At 49.2% G+C, this 22,132-nt stretch carries 17 protein-coding genes and 1 riboswitch; of the genes, 1 reads left to right on the top strand and 16 read right to left on the bottom strand.

The window, feature by feature from the left end; translation table 11 throughout:
• Window positions 1-106 precede the first annotated feature (106 nt).
• From hemL to VFK44_07895, 8 genes are all read right to left on the bottom strand, one after another.
• The gene (gene hemL / locus VFK44_07930) at window positions 107-1,399 is read right to left on the bottom strand and encodes a glutamate-1-semialdehyde 2,1-aminomutase (GenBank protein HET7628303.1); all 1,293 of its coding nucleotides are present in this window, start codon (window positions 1,397-1,399) and stop codon (window positions 107-109) included.
• The gene (gene hemB, locus VFK44_07925; protein ID HET7628302.1) at window positions 1,396-2,385 is read right to left on the bottom strand and encodes a porphobilinogen synthase; all 990 of its coding nucleotides are present in this window, start codon (window positions 2,383-2,385) and stop codon (window positions 1,396-1,398) included. The genes hemL and hemB overlap by 4 nt, the downstream gene beginning before the upstream one ends.
• A complete protein-coding gene (locus VFK44_07920; GenBank protein HET7628301.1) occupies window positions 2,382-3,158 on the bottom strand; it encodes a uroporphyrinogen-III synthase in 777 nt (258 codons plus the stop codon). The genes hemB and VFK44_07920 overlap by 4 nt, the downstream gene beginning before the upstream one ends.
• A gap of 2 nt (window positions 3,159-3,160) precedes the next feature.
• Complete coding sequence (gene hemC / locus VFK44_07915) at window positions 3,161-4,090, bottom strand: hydroxymethylbilane synthase (GenBank protein HET7628300.1); 930 nt, start codon at window positions 4,088-4,090, stop codon at window positions 3,161-3,163.
• 28 nt (window positions 4,091-4,118) lie between these two features.
• Window positions 4,119-4,946 carry a cytochrome c biogenesis protein CcsA gene (gene ccsA / locus VFK44_07910; GenBank protein HET7628299.1) on the bottom strand — a complete coding sequence of 276 codons (828 nt, stop codon included), beginning with the start codon at window positions 4,944-4,946 and terminating at the stop codon, window positions 4,119-4,121.
• A gap of 15 nt (window positions 4,947-4,961) precedes the next feature.
• On the bottom strand, window positions 4,962-6,329 hold the full coding sequence (hemA, locus tag VFK44_07905) for a glutamyl-tRNA reductase (protein HET7628298.1): 1,368 nt from the start codon (window positions 6,327-6,329) through the stop codon (window positions 4,962-4,964).
• 377 nt (window positions 6,330-6,706) lie between these two features.
• Entirely contained in the window at window positions 6,707-7,744 is a 1,038-nt protein-coding gene (locus tag VFK44_07900) for a ribonucleotide-diphosphate reductase subunit beta (GenBank protein ID HET7628297.1), read from the bottom strand.
• Window positions 7,745-7,766: 22 nt separating this feature from the next.
• Window positions 7,767-9,965 carry a ribonucleoside-diphosphate reductase subunit alpha gene (locus VFK44_07895; GenBank protein HET7628296.1) on the bottom strand — a complete coding sequence of 733 codons (2,199 nt, stop codon included), beginning with the start codon at window positions 9,963-9,965 and terminating at the stop codon, window positions 7,767-7,769.
• Window positions 9,966-10,092: 127 nt separating this feature from the next.
• Window positions 10,093-10,294, bottom strand: a riboswitch (cobalamin riboswitch).
• 251 nt (window positions 10,295-10,545) lie between these two features.
• Here VFK44_07895 and VFK44_07890 point away from each other — a divergent pair.
• Window positions 10,546-11,859: an ArsB/NhaD family transporter gene (locus VFK44_07890; protein HET7628295.1), complete on the top strand. Its 1,314-nt coding sequence runs from the start codon at window positions 10,546-10,548 to the stop codon at window positions 11,857-11,859.
• 49 nt (window positions 11,860-11,908) lie between these two features.
• Here VFK44_07890 and VFK44_07885 read toward each other — a convergent pair whose 3' ends face one another.
• The 8 genes from VFK44_07885 to tig form a co-directional block, all read right to left on the bottom strand.
• Entirely contained in the window at window positions 11,909-12,649 is a 741-nt protein-coding gene (locus VFK44_07885) for an amino acid ABC transporter ATP-binding protein (GenBank protein HET7628294.1), read from the bottom strand.
• Between the two features lie 10 nt (window positions 12,650-12,659).
• Entirely contained in the window at window positions 12,660-13,313 is a 654-nt protein-coding gene (locus VFK44_07880) for an amino acid ABC transporter permease (protein ID HET7628293.1), read from the bottom strand.
• A gap of 56 nt (window positions 13,314-13,369) precedes the next feature.
• Entirely contained in the window at window positions 13,370-14,185 is an 816-nt protein-coding gene (locus tag VFK44_07875; GenBank protein HET7628292.1) for a transporter substrate-binding domain-containing protein, read from the bottom strand.
• 157 nt (window positions 14,186-14,342) lie between these two features.
• A complete protein-coding gene (gene yihA, locus VFK44_07870; GenBank protein HET7628291.1) occupies window positions 14,343-14,924 on the bottom strand; it encodes a ribosome biogenesis GTP-binding protein YihA/YsxC in 582 nt (193 codons plus the stop codon).
• Window positions 14,925-14,997: 73 nt separating this feature from the next.
• On the bottom strand, window positions 14,998-17,331 hold the full coding sequence (gene lon, locus VFK44_07865; protein ID HET7628290.1) for an endopeptidase La: 2,334 nt from the start codon (window positions 17,329-17,331) through the stop codon (window positions 14,998-15,000).
• A gap of 30 nt (window positions 17,332-17,361) precedes the next feature.
• The gene (gene lonB / locus VFK44_07860) at window positions 17,362-19,041 is read right to left on the bottom strand and encodes an ATP-dependent protease LonB (protein HET7628289.1); all 1,680 of its coding nucleotides are present in this window, start codon (window positions 19,039-19,041) and stop codon (window positions 17,362-17,364) included.
• A gap of 208 nt (window positions 19,042-19,249) precedes the next feature.
• Window positions 19,250-20,521 carry an ATP-dependent protease ATP-binding subunit ClpX gene (gene clpX, locus VFK44_07855; protein ID HET7628288.1) on the bottom strand — a complete coding sequence of 424 codons (1,272 nt, stop codon included), beginning with the start codon at window positions 20,519-20,521 and terminating at the stop codon, window positions 19,250-19,252.
• A gap of 267 nt (window positions 20,522-20,788) precedes the next feature.
• On the bottom strand, window positions 20,789-22,132 hold the full coding sequence (gene tig, locus VFK44_07850) for a trigger factor (protein ID HET7628287.1): 1,344 nt from the start codon (window positions 22,130-22,132) through the stop codon (window positions 20,789-20,791).

Raw genomic sequence — 22,132 nt, 5'->3', positions numbered from 1 at the left:
TCCTTGAAAAGATTCATTCCTTACAAATGTTTATGAACGAAAACATTCGAATATGAACCCGGTCCCATAAAAAAAACCGGCGGTTGATCCGCCGGCAGCTGCGTTTCTAACCTTTATTCAGTTTGGAAAAAGCAAGGCGGGCCGCTTCCACCGTTTGCTCAAGATCATTATCATCATGAGCCGTCGACAAGAACAGTCCTTCGAACTGCGACGGCGGCAGCGATACGCCCGCTTCCAACATCGTCGAAAAATAAGATTTGAAACGTTCCAAATCAGAACCGCTTGCCGTTTCGTAGTTCACGACGTGTTCATCCGTGAAAAAGAAGCCAAGCATCGATCCCGCCCGATTAATCGTATGAGGAATCTCGTATTCCTCGGCCGCTTCGTGCAATCCTTTCTCAAGTTGTTTCGCTTTGCGAGACAATTCTTCGTAAACCGATCGATCCAGTTGCCGCAACGTGGCGTATCCAGCTGCCATCGCCAACGGGTTGCCCGAGAGCGTGCCCGCCTGGTAAATCGGTCCGTCAGGGGCAATGTGAGCCATAATTTCACGCTTTCCGCCGTACGCGCCGACTGGAAGGCCGCCTCCGATGACTTTGCCAAGGCAAGTCAAATCAGGAGTGACTCCGAAATGTTCTTGCGCGCAGCCATAATCGACGCGGAAACCGGTCATGACTTCATCGAAGATAAGCAACGATTCGTATTCGCTCGTGAGGTCTCTTAATCCTTGTAAAAATTCAGGCAGCGGCGGCACGACGCCCATATTGCCTGCGACCGGCTCCACGATCACGCCGGCAATTTCGCTGCCGAAACGGCGGAATGCCTCGCGAACGCTCGCCAAATCGTTATACGGAACCGTAATCGTATGTTCGGCGAGGTTGGCCGGAACGCCGGGACTGTCCGGCAACCCGAGCGTCGCAATGCCGGATCCGGCTTTGATGAGCAGCGAATTGACGTGCCCGTGATAACAGCCTTCAAATTTGAGGATTTTGTCGCGTCCCGTGTACCCTCTGGCGAGGCGAACCGCGCTCATTGTCGCTTCCGTGCCCGAATTCACCATCCTTACGACTTCGATGGAAGGCACCCGGTCAATGACGAGATTAGCCAGTTTCGTCTCCCATTCGTTCGGCGCTCCAAAGCTCGTCCCTTTTTCCGCAGCCGCTTTGATCGCCGCGACGACCTCTTCATCCGCGTGCCCGAGAATTAACGGACCGAACGACAGCACGTAATCGATATATTCGTTTCCATCAATATCGTAAATGCGTGAACCTTTGCCGCGCTCCATGAAAACCGGCGTCCGACCAACCGATTGAAACGCTCGAGCAGGGCTGTTCACCCCGCCGGGCATTTTCTTTTTCGCTTCAGCAAAGGCCGCCTCCGACTTCGCAAAACTTCTCATCGTCTCCCCCCGTTTCCTTCATCGAGCCAAGCGGCCGCGTCTTTCGCAAAATAAGTGATGATCAAGTCCGCTCCCGCTCGTTTCATGCCGACGAGCATTTCCATAACGACGTTCTTTTCGTCGATCCACCCGTTTTTCGCGGCCGCTTTCACCATCGAATATTCGCCGCTCACGTTATACGTGACAAGCGGCAAATCGAACCGTTCCTTTAAATCGCGAACAATGTCAAGATACGGCAAGCCCGGTTTCACCATTAAGAAATCAGCTCCTTGTTCAACATCGGAAGCCGCCTCACGAAAAGCCTCAAGCCGGTTGGCCGGATCCATTTGGTACGTTTTTCGGTCGCCGAAGGCGGGGGCACTTCCCGCCGCGTCACGAAACGGCCCGTAAAAAGCCGACGCGTATTTGACCGAATACGACATGATCGGAATATGTTCGAAGCCAGCTTCATCCAATTGTTCACGGATAGCCGTGACAAATCCGTCCATCATGTTGGAAGGCGCGATAATGTCCGCACCCGCTTTTGCCTGTGATACGGCCGATTTCGCCAGCACTTCGAGACTTTCGTCATTCACGATCTCGCCGTTTTCAATCATGCCGCAATGCCCATGGTCGGTAAATTCACAGAGGCACGTATCGGCAACCACGAGCAGCTGCGGGTAATGTTCCTTGATATACACCGTCGCCCTTTGGACGATGCCTTGATCTGAGTACGCCTCCGATCCGACAGCATCTTTCTTTTCAGGCACGCCGAACAAAAGTACAGCCGAAAGGCCCGCTTCGCTTACGGCAGTCAATTCTTCGTCGAGCCGGTCGAGCGACCATTGAAACACGCCCGGCATCGAGGGTACCGGCCGTTTTATATCATTGCCATCGGCGACGAAAATCGGATAAATCATGTCGTCCTTCGTCAGCCTTGATTCCGATACAAGACGGCGCATGTTCTCGTTCCTGCGCAGACGGCGGTGACGCGCAAATGGTTTCATCGGAAACCCTCCTTCAAATAGTGATCTTCAATGGATTCCACTAACGCGCGTATGTGATAACGCTCAGGCAAAATGTCAGCGGCAATCCCATGTTTTCGCAACGTTTGGGCCGTTACCGGGCCGATGCATGCGAAAGCGAAATCTTTCAGTTGCAGGGAGTCGAACACTTCCTCGATCAACATGAAAAAATGATTCACGGTCGACGAACTCGTGAACGTCACGACATCGATCGCTCTTTCTTGGAGCAAACGAATCAACGTTTCGCGGCCCGCAGTTTCCGGAACGGTTTCGTAAACGGTAAGCGCCGTCACCTGCGCGCCAAACGACTTCAACTTGTCCAACAGCACATCGCGCGCCAAATTGCCGCGCGGCAGCAACACGCGCGCGCCAGCCTGGATTTCTGGTTTCAGCCGCTCCGCCAAGCTTTCGGCAACGAAATTGTCCGGTACGTAATCCGCTTCACGACCGTAATCCGACAACACTTCACGCGTCTTCTCCCCGACTACGGCCACGTTCACTTCCTCCGGCAGCTGGACATGCCGTTCCCGCAAATGCTCGAAAAAGAAGCGAACGCCGTTCGCGCTTGTAAACACGATCCACTGGAACGCCAGCAATTGCTTGAAGATGTCTCCGGCAACAGTTGCTTTCCGGACGGCGATGAGCGGAAGTTCGACCGGCTTCCCGCCACGTTCTTTAATGAGTGCCGACAACGATTCGGCCTGCTCTTTCGCCCGTGTTACGAGAATCCGCTTCCCCTCCAATGGCCGCTTCATCTTTAGTCAAGCTCCTCTTTCACTTCGGCCAGCACGTCTCTCGCTCCTTGCGCCAGCAGTTCCTCCGCTAATGAGACTCCGATTTCCTCCGGATCGACGCCAATCTTCTCTCCGCGAAACCGCGTTTTTCCATCGATGCTGGAAACGAGCCCGGTCAACTTTACCCGGTTGTTGTCTTGCTCTTCGGCAAATGCAGCAATCGGCGTTTGGCAGCTGCCGTCCAGCGTGCGCAAAAACGCCCGCTCGGCCGATACTGTCCGAAACGTAGCTTCATCGTTGATTTCGCCGAGTAGAGCCAAAAGCTCATGGTCATCTTCGCGGCATTCGATCGCGAGCGCCCCTTGCCCGACCGCAGGAAGGCAGATGGATGGCTCGAGAAACTCTGTGACAATGTCATCCGTCCATCCCATCCGGACGAGCCCGGCAGCAGCGAGAACAATCGCGTCGAACTGACCGTCTTTCAATTTTCTTATACGCGTATCGATGTTGCCGCGCACCGGTTCCACTTGCAAATCGGGGCGATGGGCAAGCACTTGCGCGCCGCGGCGCAAACTGCTCGTGCCAACGACCGCTCCTGAGGGCAATTCCGACAATTTTTGATTTCCGCGGGTAATGAGAACGTCGCGAGGATCCACCCTCGCCGGGATGCAGGCGATCACGAGCCCGTCCGGCATTTCCGAAGGCATGTCTTTCATGCTGTGCACCGCCATGTCAATCTCGCGTTCATATAAAGCTCTTTCAATTTCCTTAACGAATAACCCTTTGCCACCAATTTTCGAAAGCGTAACGTCGAGAATACGATCCCCTTTCGTGCTGATTTTTTTCACTTCGAACGTGAAGCGATCAGTGATTTCAGCTAATTGCTCGATAACCCAACGGCTTTGGACGAGCGCCAAATTGCTTTTTCTCGAACCGACCGTAATCGTCCGCATGAGAAGACCCCCTAATTTATTGAACTCGTCATTGTGACCATAAATGAAAATGCGTTAATGTTTCCGACAGAAAATAGTTGATGAGTATAACGAGAAAAGCCGCCGTATTCCAGTAAACGAGCGTTTTGCCGTGCTTGCCTTTGGCCACCTTTTGATACAAAAAAGCGCTGTAGGCGAGAAATACTACGAAAGATAAAATGACTTTCGGATCGAACCAGAAAAAATGCCGCAGTCTGAGACTGGCCCAAATCATGCCGAGAATAAGGCTGATCAACAATAATGGAACGCCGACCATGTTGCAAAGAAACGACCACCGTTCCAATTGAGAGAGACTGCCGAAGCGAATCATCCTTTTGTTCCACTTTTTCCGTTTCAACATGTGATGCTCGATGAAATACATCGCCGAAAAAATAAAGGACAGCGTGAACGCCCCGTAAGCGAGAAAAGCGATCGTGACATGAATGACAAGCAGTCCGGACATTAAATGACTCGTCAACACATCGGATACGCGCGGCGATGGCGCGAACAAATAAACGGCCATGATCATAAAGCCGATGACATTGACGAAAAAAACGAATACGTCGACGCGGAACAAACGATTGACGACGAGCGACAATGTCACCAACACCCAGGCGTAAAAAAACAAGCCTTTCGACGGCGTCAATATCGGAAACTCCCCGATCCTCAGCAATTCTTCCACGAAATAAACCGTTTGCAAAATCCATACAATAGAAAGCAACCAGAAGGCAGTTCGGTTTACCTTCCGGTTGTTTTGCAAAAAATCTATGAAATATCCTAAAACGGCCAGCGCGTAAAGAATGACCGTATATTCATAGAGCCATCCCGTGTAATTCAAGGTATCACCACCCTCTTACGAGCGTGCCGGCGCATCCTGAACGGATACGGAAGGCGAAGGAGCGTGCGTCGACACCGCGCGCTGTGTGGCCGCCTGTTTTTCCATTTCCGCCTTCACTTCTTCCTCGATCGCAAACAGTTTCGTAAACCATTGCAAAGCGTGTTCACTGTTTGGCTCTCCGGCCAAATCCTTTATGCCCGTGATCGGATCACGAAGCAACTGGTTGACGATGCTTTTCGTATGCTTTCGAAGCACTTTTTTTTCACGCTCGTCAAGATCCGGCAGTTTCCGCTCGATGCTTTCCATCGTTTCCGCCTGAATCGCAAGTGCTTTTTGCCGCAAAGCGGTGATGATCGGAACGACGCCGAGCGTATTCAGCCAGTCGCGATATGCGGCCAATTCTCGCTCAATCATCAACTCGATTTTCTCGGCTTCTTTTTTCCGCTCCGCAAGGTTCGTTTGCACGATTTCATTCAAATCGTCGATGTCGTACAAGAAAACACCGTCCATTTCATGCAAAGCCGGATCGATATCGCGCGGCACAGCAATATCGACCATGAACAGCGGACGTCCCCTTCGCTTCTTCACCGCCGCAGCGACGCGCTCTTTCGTTATGACGACCCCGTCGGAACCCGTCGAACTGATCAAGATGTCCGCCTTCACGAGAGATCGACCGATTTCCTCCATGGCGATCGGCTTCCCGGAAAATTTGTCCGCCAACTGTTCGGCACGGGCATGCGTGCGATTGGCAACCGTCACGTGGGAAACCCCGCATGCATGCAAATGTTTCGCCGTCAATTCGCTCATTTTCCCCGCGCCGACGATGAGTACGTTCTTCCTTTCCAAGCTGCCGAAAATTTGCTTCGCCAATTCGACCGCCGCGTAGCTGACGGATACGGCATTCTCGTTAATATTGGTCTCCGTTTGTGCTTTCTTCGCGATCGTCAACGCTTGTTTAAAAACATGGTTGAACAATGTCCCAGTAGTGTTTGCCTGTTGTGCGGCAAAGAAAGCTTCACGAACTTGTCCGAGAATCTGCGTTTCGCCGAGAATCATCGAATCGAGCCCGCAAGAGACCCTGAATAAATGCTCAACGGCGTGTTCATCTTCGCGGATGTCCAAATACGGCGCGAAAACTTCACGATCGGTTCCGAACCATTCGGCCAGAAAAGCTTTCGTATAATAACGTCCGGTATGGGATTGATCAGCGACGACATAAATCTCCGTACGATTGCACGTCGACAAGACAACCGCTTCGAGAATGCTCTTTTGGGCGCGCAACTGCTTTAACGCTTGCTCAAAGCTGTCTTCGGTGAACGCGAATTTTTCCCGGATGTCGACCGGTGCCGTATGATGGTTGAGTCCGACCACTAAAATATGCATGTATGTCACTCCAAAACCGTACGTATGCTAATCTTATTATAACACGGCACGTTCAAACGCTATGTATAAATTGTGATGGGAATTTGAATCTTTGTGCCGAAGTCCTCTCTTAAAGTATCAAAAAACGACACCCGTTTCAATCTTGGCAACTCGTACAACAATTCGTACAGGAAGGTGAAAGGTTTGTTCCCAGCGATAAAAAAATGGTTCGGCCTCGAAAAATGCGAAATTTGCAGGAAACCGGCAAAAAACGCCCGTTATTATTTCAGCGATGCCGGGAAGAAAGTTCCGGTCTGCCGAAAATGCGTTTCATATGCCGAAAGGCGGGCATGGCGAAAACGATAAAATAGAGGACCGGCGTTGCCGGCCCGTTTTCCTTACAATTCATCCCAATTTAAATTGGACGCCTTCGAGTAATTCGTCACCTTTTGTTCGAAAAAGTCGGTTTTCGTCTCATTCAAGTTTCCGAACCCTTCCACCCAAGGAAGCGGGTGTTCACGAATTTCCGGAAACAATACGTCCAAATTCAGCCGCTTCAACCGTTGGTTAGAGAGATATTTGATGTAGGCATCGATCATTCCTTTGCTTAACCCGCTGATCCGATTCCCGACAATATAATTCCCCCAAGCAATCTCATGTTCCACGCCTTTCCTCATCATCTCTCGCAATTCTTCGACCATCCCGGCGGTAAACAACGACGGATTTTCTCTTCGCAATTCGTGAAAGATGTTTTGAAACAAGGCGAGGTGAGTAAATTCATCGCGTTGGATGTATTTGATTTCCGTGGCCGTTCCGCTCATCTTCCCTCTTCTTGCAAGCGAATAGAAAAACGAAAAACCGGAATAAAAATAAATGCCCTCAAGGATATAATTGGCCATCACCGTCCGCAGGAAATTTTCGTCGTTCGGTTCATCGATGAAGCGCTCGAATTGATCGGTTATATAGCGGTTGCGCCGCAATAACTGCTGATCCTCCCGCCATTCGTTGTAAATCTTGTCGCGCGTTTGCGCATCGCAAACACTCTCGAGAATGTAGCCGTAGCTTTGCGAGTGAACCGCCTCCTGGAACGTATGAACCGTCAAGACCATATTCACTTCGGGTGCGGTAATGTAATCATTAATATTCGGCAGGTTCGTCGTCAACAGCGAATCGAGAAAGATGAGAAAACTGATGATTTTGTCGTAACTTTCCCTTTCCGCATCGGTTAATTCCGAATAATCTTTGGCATCCTGAGCGAGCGGAATTTCTTCCGGGATCCAAAAATTATTCATCATTCCGCGGTACAACTTGTACGCCCAGTCGTATTTCACATTGTTCAATTCAATAAGATGCGTTGTGTTGCCGCCAATGATTCTTCGTTTTCCCCAATCACGGTCTCCGTGTTCGTTAAATAGTTTGTTTTTCACCCGTTGCATCGTTTATCCTCCGTTTCGTCAATTATGATGAACAACTCGTGCACTCGTCCACTTCGAGACTTTGGTTCCTCACGTAGTAAACGGTTTTCAAGCCGTTTTCCCATGCCGAAACAATGAGCCCGAGCATTTCCTTAGCCGTAATTTGCGGTGTAATGTACAAATTGAACGACTGCGACTGGTCAATGTGGCGCTGTCTGACACCTGCCGCGCGAATACTCCAATGCTGGTCGATCAAATGCGCTTCCTTGTAATACCACGTCGTTTTCTCGTTCAATCCCGGTGCTGTCTGCGGGATGAGCGCGTTTTTCTTCTCTTCGATATAAAATTTCCGGAAGACCGGATCAATCCCGGCGGTTGTGCCTGCGATCAACGACGTCGAACTCGTCGGCGCAACCGCCAACAAATAGGCGTTACGTATTCCGGTCGCTTTGATTTTTTTCCGCAATGCTTGCCATTTTTCATCTTTGTAGCCGCGCCGTTCAAAATATTCCCCGGTTTCCCATTCGCTGCCGCGGAACAACGGGTAAGCCCCTTTTTCCTCCGCGAGTTCGGCGGACGCTTTTACCGCGCAATAATTGATCCATTCAAACCACTCGTCCGCTTTTCGTAAATGGTTTTCGGACTCCCAGGCGATTCCCGATTGCGCCAACATTTGATGATAACCGGAAGTACCGAGTCCGAGCGCGCGATAGTTTTGATTTGTAATTTCCGCCTGTTTCACCGGATACGTATTCAAATCGATGACGTTGTCCATCATTCGGATTTGGCAAGTAACGACGCGCTCGATATCCTCTTTCGTCCGAACGCTCCCGAGATTGATCGACGAAAGATTGCATACGACGAAATCACCGCTTTTCATTGTCATCGTGATCCGATCACCTTTATGATCGGTCTCTTCGAGTGTCGTCGCACTCATGTTTTGACATATTTCCGTGCAAAGGTTCGAGCTGTAAATCATCCCGCGATGTTTGTTCGGGTTAGCGTGATTCACATGATCGCGGAAAAACAAAAACGGCGTCCCGGTTTCAAAACAGCTGGCCAGCAATCGTTTCATAATGTCGATCGCTTCGACTTCCTTTTTCCGTAATGCAGGGTGGCGGACACATGCGGTATAGTTCTCCTCAAACGCCTTGCCGTAAAAGTCCTCCAAGCGAAAGCCCATACGCTTCCGTACTTCGTGCGGATCAAACAAATACCATTTCCCGCGCTCCTTTACAGTCCTCATGAACAAATCGGGAACGCAAACACCCGGAAAAATGTCGTGCGCCTTCATTCGGTCGTCACCGTTATTTGTTTTCAAATTAAGGAAGTCGAAAATGTCCGCGTGCCAGACGTCGAGATAAATCGCCGCCGCTCCCCGCCGAACGCCGAGCTGGTCGACCGCCAGCGCCGTGTTGTTGTAGTTTTTGATCCACGGGACAACACCTCCTGCGACTCCTTTAAACCCGTTAATATCGGATCCGCGGCTTCTTACTTTGCCTATGTAAATCCCTTGTCCGCCTCCGCGCTTCGACACCTGTGCGAAACTTTGATTGACGTTGTAAAGGTTCCATAAATCGTCTTCCACAGTATCGATAAAGCAGCTCGACAATTGCGGTTCGGGTTTTCGGGCGGTATTGAGCGTCGGCGTAGCCACCGTTACCTCAAGTCTCGACAACACATCATAAAACTGTTTTGCCCATCCTAATTTGTCCTTCTCGCGCATGGCCAAGTGCATGGCAACACCCATGAATAATTCTTGCGGCAGTTCAAGCACTTCCCCGTTCAATCCCTTGATCAAGTAACGATCGGACAACGTTTTGACACCGGCATAATGAAACAATTGATCCCGTTCTGGTTTCATGTAAGCTTCCAAAGTTTCGACTTCCTCGCGCGTGTACGCCTCCAACAGATAAGTTCCGTACCACCCTTTTGCAGTCAACTGTTCCATCAATGCGTACAAAGAACCATAGCCGCCTTCATTGCCGCGATGAGCTGCTGCGACCGCATACAGGCGTTTCAAATGGAGACGAGCAGCCGCATATTGCCAGTCCGGCTCTTCTGCGGTCGTCATTTCACAGGCTGTGCGAATCAACAAATCCCTTTTTTCATCCGCTTCCATTCGATCGTGAACTTGCTTTTCAAACCTGTATTGCAATTTTTCCGGATCACATTTCCTCAGTCCGGCACACGCTTCGGCCATCCACATGTTCAATGCTTCGCTTTCCAATGCAATAGACATTCACAAACCTCCTTATAAAATGAAAAAAACTCATCCTTTTGCGGGATGAGGTGAAAAACGGCACAAAAAGACAAGCCTTGGATGGCGAAGCAGGATGTGCCGTCTCTCAATCTCAGTCCCCGAAGATTGGAAACATGCACGTTTCGGCAGGTCTACTGGCTCATGCTTCTTCCTACTCTGAGTCCTTCCCGGCGAAGAGCTCTGGACAGCTCTTCTCTTTCCAGTGGATGTTCTCATTTCGTCGGCATTTACAGTTGCGGGGACAGCTCCGGCATTTCACCGGATTCCCTATTAAGTCTCCAAATGACACCTGAAACGTGACACGATATACCATATATAGTATCCGATCAAGAGATCACATACTATATCATGAGTTTTGATGCTAGTTTACAAGATACGAAGAAAAAAAGCAAGCCGATCTCGTAATCAATTTTGACAAAAAGGTTCTGCTTGATCCCAACAGAAAAATCGTTTATAGTAAGAGCAACCGAATAAAAAAGATTGTTTGTTTTATTGGAGGAGCCTGTCACCGACGGGCTCCTCTTTTGTTTTTATGGAAGAATTTACAAGGGGGAAAGCCATGGAAACCGAAGCTTCAACCATGCAAATCATTATTGCCGTCGCCGTCTTTGTCCTTGCTTATGTGTTCATCATTTCCGAGAAGCTGAACCGCACCGTCGTAGCACTTGCCGGAGCAGGGCTCATCGTCATTTTCGGAATCGTCGAGATGCATGCCGCGTTTACGGAACATATTGAATGGGGCACGATCGTTTTGCTCGTCGGCATGATGATCCTTGTCGGAATCACGAACAAAACCGGCGTTTTCCAATATGCAGCGGTTTGGGCAGCGAAAAAAGTGAAAGGCGAACCGATGAAAATTTTGCTTATTCTATGCGCTTTAACTGGCGTCGGCTCCGCCTTTTTGGATAACGTGACGACGGTTCTGCTCATCGTTCCGATCACGTTTTCGATTACGCGAATTCTCGGGGTCAACCCCGTTCCGTTTCTCATTTCGGAAATATTGTTTTCCAACATCGGCGGAACGGCGACATTGATTGGCGACCCGCCGAACATTATGATCGGCGCGGCGACCGGACTTTCTTTCAACGCGTTTCTTGTGAATTTAGCCCCGATTGTCGTTGTCATCGGATTCGTTTCCGCATTCGTTTTGTATTTCATTTATCGAAAACAAATGGTCGTCGAGACGTCTAAACGGGAAGAATTAATGGAATTGGACGAAAAAGCCTTTATCAAAAATGAAAGATTAATGAAAAAAAGCATGGTCGTCCTCGGATTGACGATTCTCGGCTTCGTGCTGCATTCGATCATTCACGTCGAAGCCCCGGTTATCGCGATGAGCGGGGCGACGCTGCTCATGTTGATCGGGGTTAAGGACGAAGATTTCGAGGAAGTGTTTCACGATGTCGAATGGGGAACGATCTTTTTCTTCGTCGGGTTATTTACGCTTGTCGGAGGACTCGTCGACGTCGGTGTGATTGAATATCTCGCTTCCGGTGCTTTGGAAATTACCGGCGGAGACTTGACGGTCGCCTCAATGCTCATTCTTTGGGTCTCGGGAGTCGCGTCTGCTACGATTGACAACATTCCATATGTGGCAACCATGATTCCGTTAATTCAAGACATGATCGCCGGTCTTGGTTTGGACGGCCATCAAGAGAAAGCCAACGTTTTATGGTGGTCGCTCGCACTCGGGGCTTGCCTCGGCGGAAACGGGACACTTATCGGCGCTTCGGCGAACGTCATCGTCGCCGGCATGGCAACAAAAGAAGGGCAAGGATTCACTTACCTCGACTTTTTAAAAATTGGCGCGCCGCTCACGTTTCTTTCCTTGATCTTGTCAAGCCTTTACATTTACGTCGTCTATTTTGTTTAATCGCAAAAAGGACAATGCCCGGCAGCCGCGGAGCATTGTCCTTCTTGTTTTACAAGATCGTGCTTAAAAACTCTTTCGTTCTTTCTTCCTGCGGATGTTCAAACACTTTTTTCGGATCGCCGCGTTCAACGATACGACCGTCATGCATGTAAACGAGCCAATCGCCGACTTCACGGGCAAACCCCATTTCGTGAGTGACGACGACCATCGTCATGCCTTCGTTCGCGAGCTGCTTCATGGTCGCCAGCACCTCTCCGACAAGCTCCGGATCAAGCGCAGACGTCGGTTCGTCGAACAGCATGATGTCCGGTTTCATTGCTAACGCACGGGCGATCGCAACGCGCTGTTTCTGCCCGCCGGATAATTTCGAAGGATAAACGTCATATTTATCGCCGAGTCCAACTTTGTCCAAGAGCTTTTTACCTTCCTTGATCGCTTGTTCTTTCGGCACTTTCTTAACTTGCGTCGGAGCTTCGATTACGTTGCCGAGCACCGTTTTGTGCGGAAACAAGTTGAAATGCTGAAACACCATGCCGACACGTTGGCGGACTTCGTTCAAATTGTGCGTATGGGCCTCTATCTTTTCCCCTTCGATAAGAATGTTACCGCTATCCTTCATTTCGAGAAAATTGAGACAGCGGAGCAGCGTGCTTTTTCCTGAACCGCTCGCGCCGATCAGTACGACGACGTCGCTTTCTTTCACCGTCATATCGATGTCTTTCAACACGTGGAGATCCCCGAACGACTTGTTTAACTGCTCGACTTCGATCATCACTTTGCCTTCAGACATACCGAACCTCCTATTCGCTTTCGGATAAGCGTTTCTCTAATAAGTTCACGCATAGAGTAAGAATCAAAACGATGAACAAATAATAAATCGCCACGATCGTATAGTACGTCAAAAAAGCGTAATGATTCGACCCTTGCGTATTCGCCACGCCAAACAATTCCTGCATGCCGATAAACGAAACGAGAGAAGAGTCTTTCAAGGCGATGATGAATTGATTGCCGAGCGGCGGGACAGCCCTGCGAAACGCTTGCGGCAATACGATTCTTTTCATCGTTTGCATTTTGGTCATCCCTAGCGAGCGTCCGGCTTCAGTTTGCCCCTTATCAATCGATTGAATCGTGCCTCTGACGATTTCCGTAATGTAAGCGCCAATATGAAAAGAAAGCGCAGCGGTTCCCGCCCAAAACTGTGGAACCATAATGATATCAACAAGTCCATAATAAATGACGAAAATCTGCACGATGAGCGGCGTTCCTCTAACAAGCCAAACATAAATGTCAGCAATGCCTTTTAAAATAGAGATTCCGGATATTTTAAAAAGGGCAAACAAGAGCCCGATAATCAAGGCGAAAAAGATGGAACTTACCGTTATTTCAAGTGTGATCCTTAATCCGTTGAGAAACAAATCAAAACTTTCGAAAAAAGCATGGAAAAATCCCGCCAAGCAAATCCCTCCTTGAAGGTTAAGAATGTGCGCGGAATCCGCGCACATTCCGAACATTATTGATTTTCGTTGAGCGGTTTCGTGATATCTTTATGAATCCACTGCATGCTGATCTCTTTGAGTTCTCCGCTTTCCTTCAATTCGGTCAACGCTTCGTTGATCGCTTCCAACAATTTCGGACGGTCTTTCGGAACCGCTACCGCTTGCTTGCTTTGGCCAAGCACTTGTTTCCCTTCAATTTTGACGCCGCTGTTGATCGCTTTTTGACCAGTGATCGCATCAGTGATAACCACGTCATAATGACCTTTAGCCAACCCTTGCAAAGCAACGACGTCACTATCGACGAGAGAAATGTTATCCGTATATTTTTTCGCGATTTTTACATAGGTCGACCCGCGGGAAACGCATATTTCTTTGTCTTTCAAATCTTCGGCTGTTTCGATTTCGCTGCCAGGGCGCGTGAAGATTTGCGGACCCGAATAATAATACGGTTGCGAGAAATTGACATGTTCTTTGCGCTCCGGAGTAATCGTGTGGCTGGCTACAGCCGCATCGTAACGATGATGTTGGACGCCGGAGACAATTCCGGAAAATTTCACCTTTTGCTGATTCGGTTCAAGGCCGAGTTTTTCTGCTATGGCCTGACCTACAGCAATGTCGTAACCGACCATTTTGCCGTCTTTCATGAAACTGAACGGCTTAAATTCGCCGGAAGCCGCAAATGTAAACTTTCCGGGTTCAACGAGCTTAAATTCGGAGGCATTTTCACCATCGCCCGAACCGCCGCCGTTTGACTGACTGGAACCGCATGCAGCTAGAGCAACGAGCACCGTCATCATGAGCAACAGCATGAAGGATTTCTTCAAGATCATGTTATTGACCCCTTTCCGATTTGTTCAACTTCTTTACAGTAACAATATTCAAATAAGAGGACAAACATGCTATGTCTGCATAATTAGGCATATGCTTTGATTATTATGTAAATAAGGCGGAATGACTAGTCTTTCCTTAAAATTGCTCGGTGTTCACTTACACATAGGACAAAATTGCCTTCCAAAGATCGTCTTTTCCTGTTCCCGATTGTGCCGAAAACAAGATCAAGCGGTCCGATTCCTCCATGTCGAGCGTTGTTTTTACAGCTTGCAGCGCCTTGCTGTACTGCGATTTTTTTATTTTGTCCGCTTTCGTCGCCGCTACGATCACCGGGATTCCAAAATGCTTTAACCAGTCATACATCATTTGATCGTCGTTCGTCGGCGGTCTTCTCGCGTCTACGATTAAAATAACAGCTTTCAAATACGGCCGCTTCGTCATGTACGTTTCAATCATCGGTCCCCACGTTTCTTTCTGCTTTTTCGAAACCTTTGCATAGCCGTAACCGGGAACGTCGACGAAAATAAAAGAATCATTGACCTTGTAAAAATTCAGCGTTTGGGTTTTGCCGGGTTTTTGAGAGATTCTTGCGATGCTCTTTCGATTGAGAATCTTGTTGATGAGCGAGGATTTTCCCACATTGGAGCGTCCCGCCAATGCAATTTCAGGCCGCCCGCCCGAGGGATACTGCTTCGGGTGAACGGCGCTGATTAACAATTCTACCGAGTGAACTTTCATCGTTTCTCCTCCGCAATCTTCGAAACGTATTTCAACCGCATTTGCATGCCGCAAAAAAACGGCGACAGTCTGCTTAACGAACGGTTGTCACATCCTCCACTAGCGCATGTTTCAACACTTCGTCCATATGCGTCACCGGAACCATGTCGATTTCTTTACGAACGCTCTCAGGGATGTCATCCAAATCTTTTACGTTGTCTTTCGGAAACACGATCGTTTTCAAACCTGCGCGGTGAGCGCTCAACGTCTTTTCTTTCAACCCGCCGATAGGCAGCACTCTGCCGCGAAGCGTGATTTCGCCCGTCATGCCGATTTCCCTTTTCACGGCCATCCCTGTCAAGGCCGAAACTAATGCCGTTGCGATTGTTATCCCCGCCGACGGCCCATCCTTCGGCGTTGCTCCGGCTGGTACGTGAATGTGAATATCATTTTTTTCATGAAAATCAGGATCGATGTCGAATTCTTTCGCGCGCGACCGGATATAACTAAAAGCCGCTTGTGCCGATTCCTTCATGACATCGCCGAGTTGGCCGGTCAACGTCAGCCTTCCCTTACCCGGATAAAGCGAAACTTCGATCGATAACGTGTCTCCGCCTGCTGTCGTATACGCAAGCCCTGTTGCCGCGCCGATTTGGTCTTCTTCTTCGGCTTTGCCGTAACGAAAACGCGCTTTGCCGAGAAGCTCTTCAATCGTGTTTTCCGTAACGATCACACGCTTCTTGTCTCCGGAAACGAGAATTTTCGCCGCTTTCCGGCAAACGGCCGCCAACTGACGCTCCAACGTGCGTACGCCTGCTTCGCGCGTATACTGGCGGATCACTTTTCGGACCGCTCCCTCTCGAATTTGTACTTTATCTTTGCTTAATCCGTGTTCTTTCAATTGTTTCGGCCACAAATGCCGTTCGGCAATGTGGAGCTTTTCCAGTTCCGTATAACCGGCGATATAAATCATTTCCATTCGGTCCAACAGCGGCTGCGGGATCCCCGCGACGTAATTGGCGGTTGTGATAAACATTACCTTCGATAAATCGTACGGTTCTTCAATGAAATGATCGCTGAACGTATGGTTTTGTTCGGGATCGAGCACTTCCAGCAAAGCGGATGAAGGATCGCCGCGGAAATCGCTTGCCATCTTGTCGATTTCGTCAAGCAAAAACACCGGGTTGATCGTTTTCGCCTTTTTCATTCCTTGAATGATTCTTCCCGGCATGGCGCCAACATAAGTGCGTCGGTGCCCGCGGATTTCCGCTTCGTCCCGGACGCCGCCTAATGAAATGCGGACGAATTTCCGGTTCAACGCTCTAGCCACTGAACGGGCGAGCGACGTTTTTCCGACGCCCGGCGGGCCGACAAGACAGAGGATCGGTCCTTTCATCGAACGGGTAAGTTGTTGCACCGCCAAATATTCCAATACCCGCTCTTTCACTTTCTCGAGCGCGTAATGATCTTCGTTCAATATTCTTTCCGCATTTCGAATGTTAAGATTGTCGTCCGTTTCATCCTTCCACGGAAGCTGGATCAACCATTCGATGTAATTGCGGATCACCGAACTCTCCGCCGAACTTGCGGGAACCTTTTCGTAGCGGTCAAGCTCTTTCAGCGCCGCCTCCTCGATATTTTCCGGCATCGACGCTTCTTCAATTTTTTCTTTAAACTCTGCGATTTCGCCGTTCTTTCCTTCTTTTTCCCCGAGTTCTTTTTGAATCGCCTTCATTTGTTCACGCAAATAATATTCTTTTTGTGTCTTTTCCATGGAATGTTTGACGCGTTGCCCGATTTTCTTTTCGAGACCTAACACTTCTTTTTCATTGTTCAAAATTTCAATAATTTTATGAAGACGTTCCTTAATATCGAGTGTTTCCAAAATCCGTTGTTTTTGCCTAATTTTTAATGGCAAATGAGAAGCAACGATGTCCGCCAAATAGCCGGGGTCTTCGGCATCGGCCACGGAAGCGTACGTTTCTGCGGAAATTTTCTTCGACATTGAGGTATACTGCTCAAACAGGTGCAAAACGGAACGCACGAGTGCTTGCTCCTCGAGTCCCGGGTCTCGATGTTCTTGCAATTCTTCGTACGCGACTTCAAGATATTCATTTTCCTGCGTAAACTGCTTGATCTTCGCGCGTCTCTCCCCTTCAACAAGAATGCGAATCGTGCCGTTCGGCAATTTCAACATTTGATTCACTTTAACGATCGTACCCACTTCGTACAAATCTTCGGGAGAAGGATCTTCGACAGCCACTTCTAACTGCGTCGACAAAAAAATGAGTTGATCGTTCATCATCACTTGTTCGAGAGCTTTAATGGACTTTTCGCGGCCGACGTCTAGATGAACGACCATGGAAGGATACACGAGCAAGCCGCGAAGAGGCAGGAGGGGAATGATTGAATTTTTATCATTTGCCATCGGGTACACCTCCAAATAATTGATCAACCTCTATAACGAACGGGTAGATGACGGAAACACCACCCCTGGCGTTGATGAAAGTTCTTTCTGTTCTTTCTCATCCGTGGAATTGAGCGCAAAATGTAATACTTGCTCAAACGTATCAACGGGAACGACTTCAATCCCTTCAATTTCATGTAAAATTGATTGATTGTTTTCACGGGGAATCAACACGCGCTCGGCGCCTGCTTGCCTCGCCGCTTCTACTTTCGCGACGACACCTCCAACCGGTTTCACCATGCCGCGCACGCTGATTTCTCCGGTCATCGCCACAACGTGATCAACCGGACGTTTCTTGATTGCCGAGTAGACGGCTGTTGCCATTGCCGTACCAGCCGACGGCCCGTCCACCGGAATACCGCCGGGGAAATTAATGTGAATGTCATAGTGATGGGTCGGCAAACCGAGAGTCCTTAAAACCGTCAACACATTTTCTGCGGAACCTTTCGCGAGACTTTTTCGTCTGACCGACTTGCTTTGATTCCCGATATTTTCCTCTTCCACAATTCCGGTAATGTTAAGCGTTCCTTTTCGCTGTACGCGAATGGCCGTCACTTCAATCTCCAACAACGCGCCCGTGTTCGGACCGTATACCGCTAACCCGTTGACGACGCCGATTTCCGGGTGTCCGTGAATACGTTTCTGCGGTCGTGGAGAACTTTGACTCGAATGCAGCACCCATTCAATATCGGATAAGCTGATTTCTTTCTTTTGATCCGCGATCGCGAGTCCCGCCGCGATTTGAATCAAATTAACCGCCTCTCTGCCATTTTGCGCATATTTCGCCAACAAGTCAATTCCCGCGTCCGAAACGGTGAAATTTACTTTTTTGGCGGCACGTTCGGCAATGCTTCGAATTTCGTCTGGGCGAATTTCGCGAAAGAATACTTCGAGACACCGTGAGCGAATCGCAGGCGGAATCTCCTGCGGCTGCCGAGTAGTGGCACCGATCATGCGGAAATCCGCCGGAAGCCCGTTTTTGAAAATGTCGTGAATATGATTCGGGATTTGCGTGTTTTCCTCGCTGTAATAGGCGCTTTCAAGAAAAACTTTGCGATCCTCGAGCACCTTTAACAGTTTATTCATTTGAATCGGATGCAGCTCGCCTATTTCATCGATAAAAAGGACACCGCCGTGTGCATGGGAAACGGCCCCTTGCTTCGGCTGCGGAATACCAGCTTGTCCCATTGCGCCGGCGCCTTGATAAATCGGATCGTGCACGGAGCCAATCAATGGATCGGCAATCCCGCGTTCGTCGAATCTCGCTGTCGTGGCGTCCAGTTCAACAAAGACAGCGTTTCTCTTGAAGGGCGATTGCGGATTTTTCTTTGCCTCTTCCAATACGAGCCGGGCGGCAGCCGTTTTTCCTACCCCCGGCGGACCGTAAATTAAGAGATGCTGCGGATTCGGACCGCATAAAGCGGCTTTCAACGAGCGAATGCCGTCTTCTTGACCGACGATTTCGCGGAAGGAAGCCGGTCTCACTTTTTCGGCAAGCGGTTCAGATAAGGAAATGCTTCTCATCCTGCGCAATTGTTCCATTTCTTTGCGCGATTCTTTATCGATCGAAACCTTTTGCGTACGCTGGTTTTTTAACAAGTTCCAAAAATAAAGACCGATCACGACACCGAAAAACAGCTGTATGATTAAAGCAATCGAAGTCCAACTCATCGTTGTTCATCAACCTCCCGGAAATGTTTTGCACCATGCATATTATCTCCCGGTGAGAGTTGCGATAAACAGGATCGGCGAAGAAATCTTCGCTGATCCGAAGCCTTCGTCACTGGCCGATCGTGCCTTTGCTCGTTCGTATACAAAAAACCAACCGAACATTTCATTCGGCTGGTTTTTCAACCGGCTCTTCGTTTGCTATTCGTTCTCAGGCGCTTTCTTTCGGCTCTTTCTTCTCTTCGACGATCGTTCCGTCTTCCATGATCAAAGTCGGCGACATGTTGTCCGTGACCGTCTCTTTTGTAATCGTGCACTTCACGATGTCGTTTTTTGAAGGCAGTTCGAACATAACGTCCAACATGATTCCTTCGATAATCGAACGCAATCCGCGCGCTCCCGTCTTGCGCTTGATCGCCAATTTTGCGATTTCTCGCAGCGCGTCGTCCGTAAATTCGAGTTCGACATGGTCGAGTTCCAGCAATTTTTTGTATTGCTTCACGAGCGCATTTTTCGGCTTCGTCAAGATTTCCACGAGCGCATCTTCGTCGAGCGGCGAAAGACTTGCGGTGACCGGCAGGCGGCCGATGAATTCCGGAATCAAGCCGTAGTGAAGCAAGTCTTCCGGAAGCACTTTTTCCAAGTACTCGGACTGGTCGAGTTCCGGTGATTTCGCGTCGGAACCAAAACCGATCACTTTCTTGCCGAGACGGCGCTTTATGATTTGCTCGATGCCGTCAAAGGCACCGCCGCAAATAAACAGCACGTTCGTCGTGTCGATTTGGATAAACTCTTGATGCGGATGCTTCCTTCCGCCTTGCGGCGGCACGCTCGCCGTCGTTCCTTCAAGAATTTTCAACAAGGCTTGTTGAACCCCTTCGCCGGATACATCCCTCGTAATCGACGGATTTTCCGATTTACGGGCAATTTTATCGATTTCATCGATGTAAATGATGCCTTTTTCGGCTTTCTCGACGTCGTAATCGGCAGCTTGAATGAGCTTGAGCAAGATGTTTTCGACATCTTCCCCGACATAGCCGGCTTCCGTCAGTGATGTCGCGTCCGCAATGGCGAACGGCACATTTAAAATGCGTGCCAGCGTCTGGGCGAGCAGCGTCTTTCCGCTTCCCGTCGGTCCAAGCATCACAATGTTGCTTTTCGCGAGTTCCACGTCGTCATGATTGTTAACGGAGTTGATGCGTTTGTAGTGATTGTACACCGCCACCGACAAATTTTTCTTGGCTTGGTCCTGGCCGATGACGTAATCGTTGAGAATTTCACGGATCTCCTGGGGTTTCGGAACTTCCTTGAATTCCACGTCCTGTTCCGATCCGAGCTCTTCCTCAACGATTTCCGTACACAGTTCGATGCATTCGTCACAAATATATACACCCGGTCCAGCGACCAGTTTGCGAACTTGATCTTGTGTTTTTCCACAAAACGAACACTTTAATTGTCCTTTTTCTTCGTTGAATTTAAACATGAAATCACCCCTTACTTATGATCACCAAGACAGTGGTCAACATGTGATCCGATTATGTACGCATTGTACCATAAACAACGACGGAAACGAAAACAATAACCTTTCCGGCGATCCACAAGCTGCATGACGGCATACTATATGTATAATCCAAATCCTAATGATTATTCTTCCTCAAAAGGGTTCTTTTCAAACAACCGATTCATCCTGATCGATAAATAAGGCAGGAGGCACGATCGCAAAAAATCGTGCCCCGCAAAAATCCGCCGCTTATTGTTTTTCCGCTTCCTCTTTTTTATCGGAAGAAGCTTCGTCTTTCTTTACCGTTTTGCTTTGCTCGACAAGGAATTCCACCGTATTGCGAAGCTTCAAGTCTTCCTTGATCGCCTCTGTGCCGCTTCCTTGCGCGGCAAGCAGCGCTTTGATTTGATCGACCGATTGTTTATATTGCTCGGCCATTTTTTCCAGTTCCTTCTCGACGTCTTCATCACTCACCTGCACGTCTTCCGCTTTCGCGATCGCTTCAAGCGTCAAGTTGGCGCGCAAACGTTTCACGGCGTCGTCTTTCATCTGTTCGCGAAGTCCGTCTTTGTCAGTTCCGGAAAACTGGAAGTACATGTCAAGGGACACCCCTTGCATTTGCAACCTTTGTTCGAACTCCTGCAGCATCCGATCCAACTCGTTATCGATCATCGCTTCGGGCAATTCGATTTCGGCGTTTTCACTCGCCTTTTCCACAACCGTGTCACGCTTGTAATTTTCCGCTTGTTGTTCCTTTTGTTCTTTCAAGCGGTTGCCGATCTTTTCCTTCAATGCTTCGAGCGTTTCCACTTCTTCGTCCGCATCTTTGGCGAACTCATCGTCAAGCTCCGGAAGCTGCTTTTGTTTCACTTCATGAACCTTCACTTTGAAAACGGCTTCTTTGCCTTTCAAGTCCTCAGCCTCGTAATCTTCCGGAAACGTAACGTTGATATCCTTCTCGTCTCCCGCTTTGAGCCCGATCAACTGCTCCTCGAATCCCGGGATGAACGAACCTGAGCCGATTTCCAACGAGTGATTTTCCGCTTTTCCGCCTTCGAAAGCTTCCCCGTCGACGAATCCTTCAAAATCGATGACCGCCGTATCGCCGTTTTCGATCTCGCCTTCTTCCTTCACGACGAGTTCAGCGAAACGTTCCTGAAGCTGTTTCACTTCGCTCTCGATCTCTTCCTCGGTCACTTCCGTCTCTTGTTCCTCGACTTCAAACCCTTTGTATTCGCCGAGCTTCACTTCCGGCTTAACCGTTACGGTCGCCTTAAAGACAAGCGGCTTGCCTTTCTCGATTTGCTCAATGTCGACCTCCGGCTGAGCCACCGGTTCGATTTCCGTTTCGTCGACCGCTTCCGTGTAAGCTTTCGGAAGCAAAAGATCAAGCGCATCTTGATAAAGCGATTCAACACCGAAACGTTGTTCGAAAATGAATCGCGGTACTTTTCCTTTACGAAATCCGGGTACGTTTACTTGTTTGACGACTTTTTTAAACGCTTCATCCAGCGCATGATTAACTTTCTCGGCATCAACCTCTACCGTCAATTGACCGACATTTTTGTCCGTTTTTTCCCATTTCGCAGTCAT

It is taken from the genome of Bacillales bacterium (assembly GCA_035700025.1).
Classification (GTDB): domain Bacteria; phylum Bacillota; class Bacilli; order Bacillales; family DASSOY01; genus DASSOY01.
Note: the sequence above shows the minus strand (reverse complement) of the source record. Positions and strands in the feature narration are given on the sequence as shown.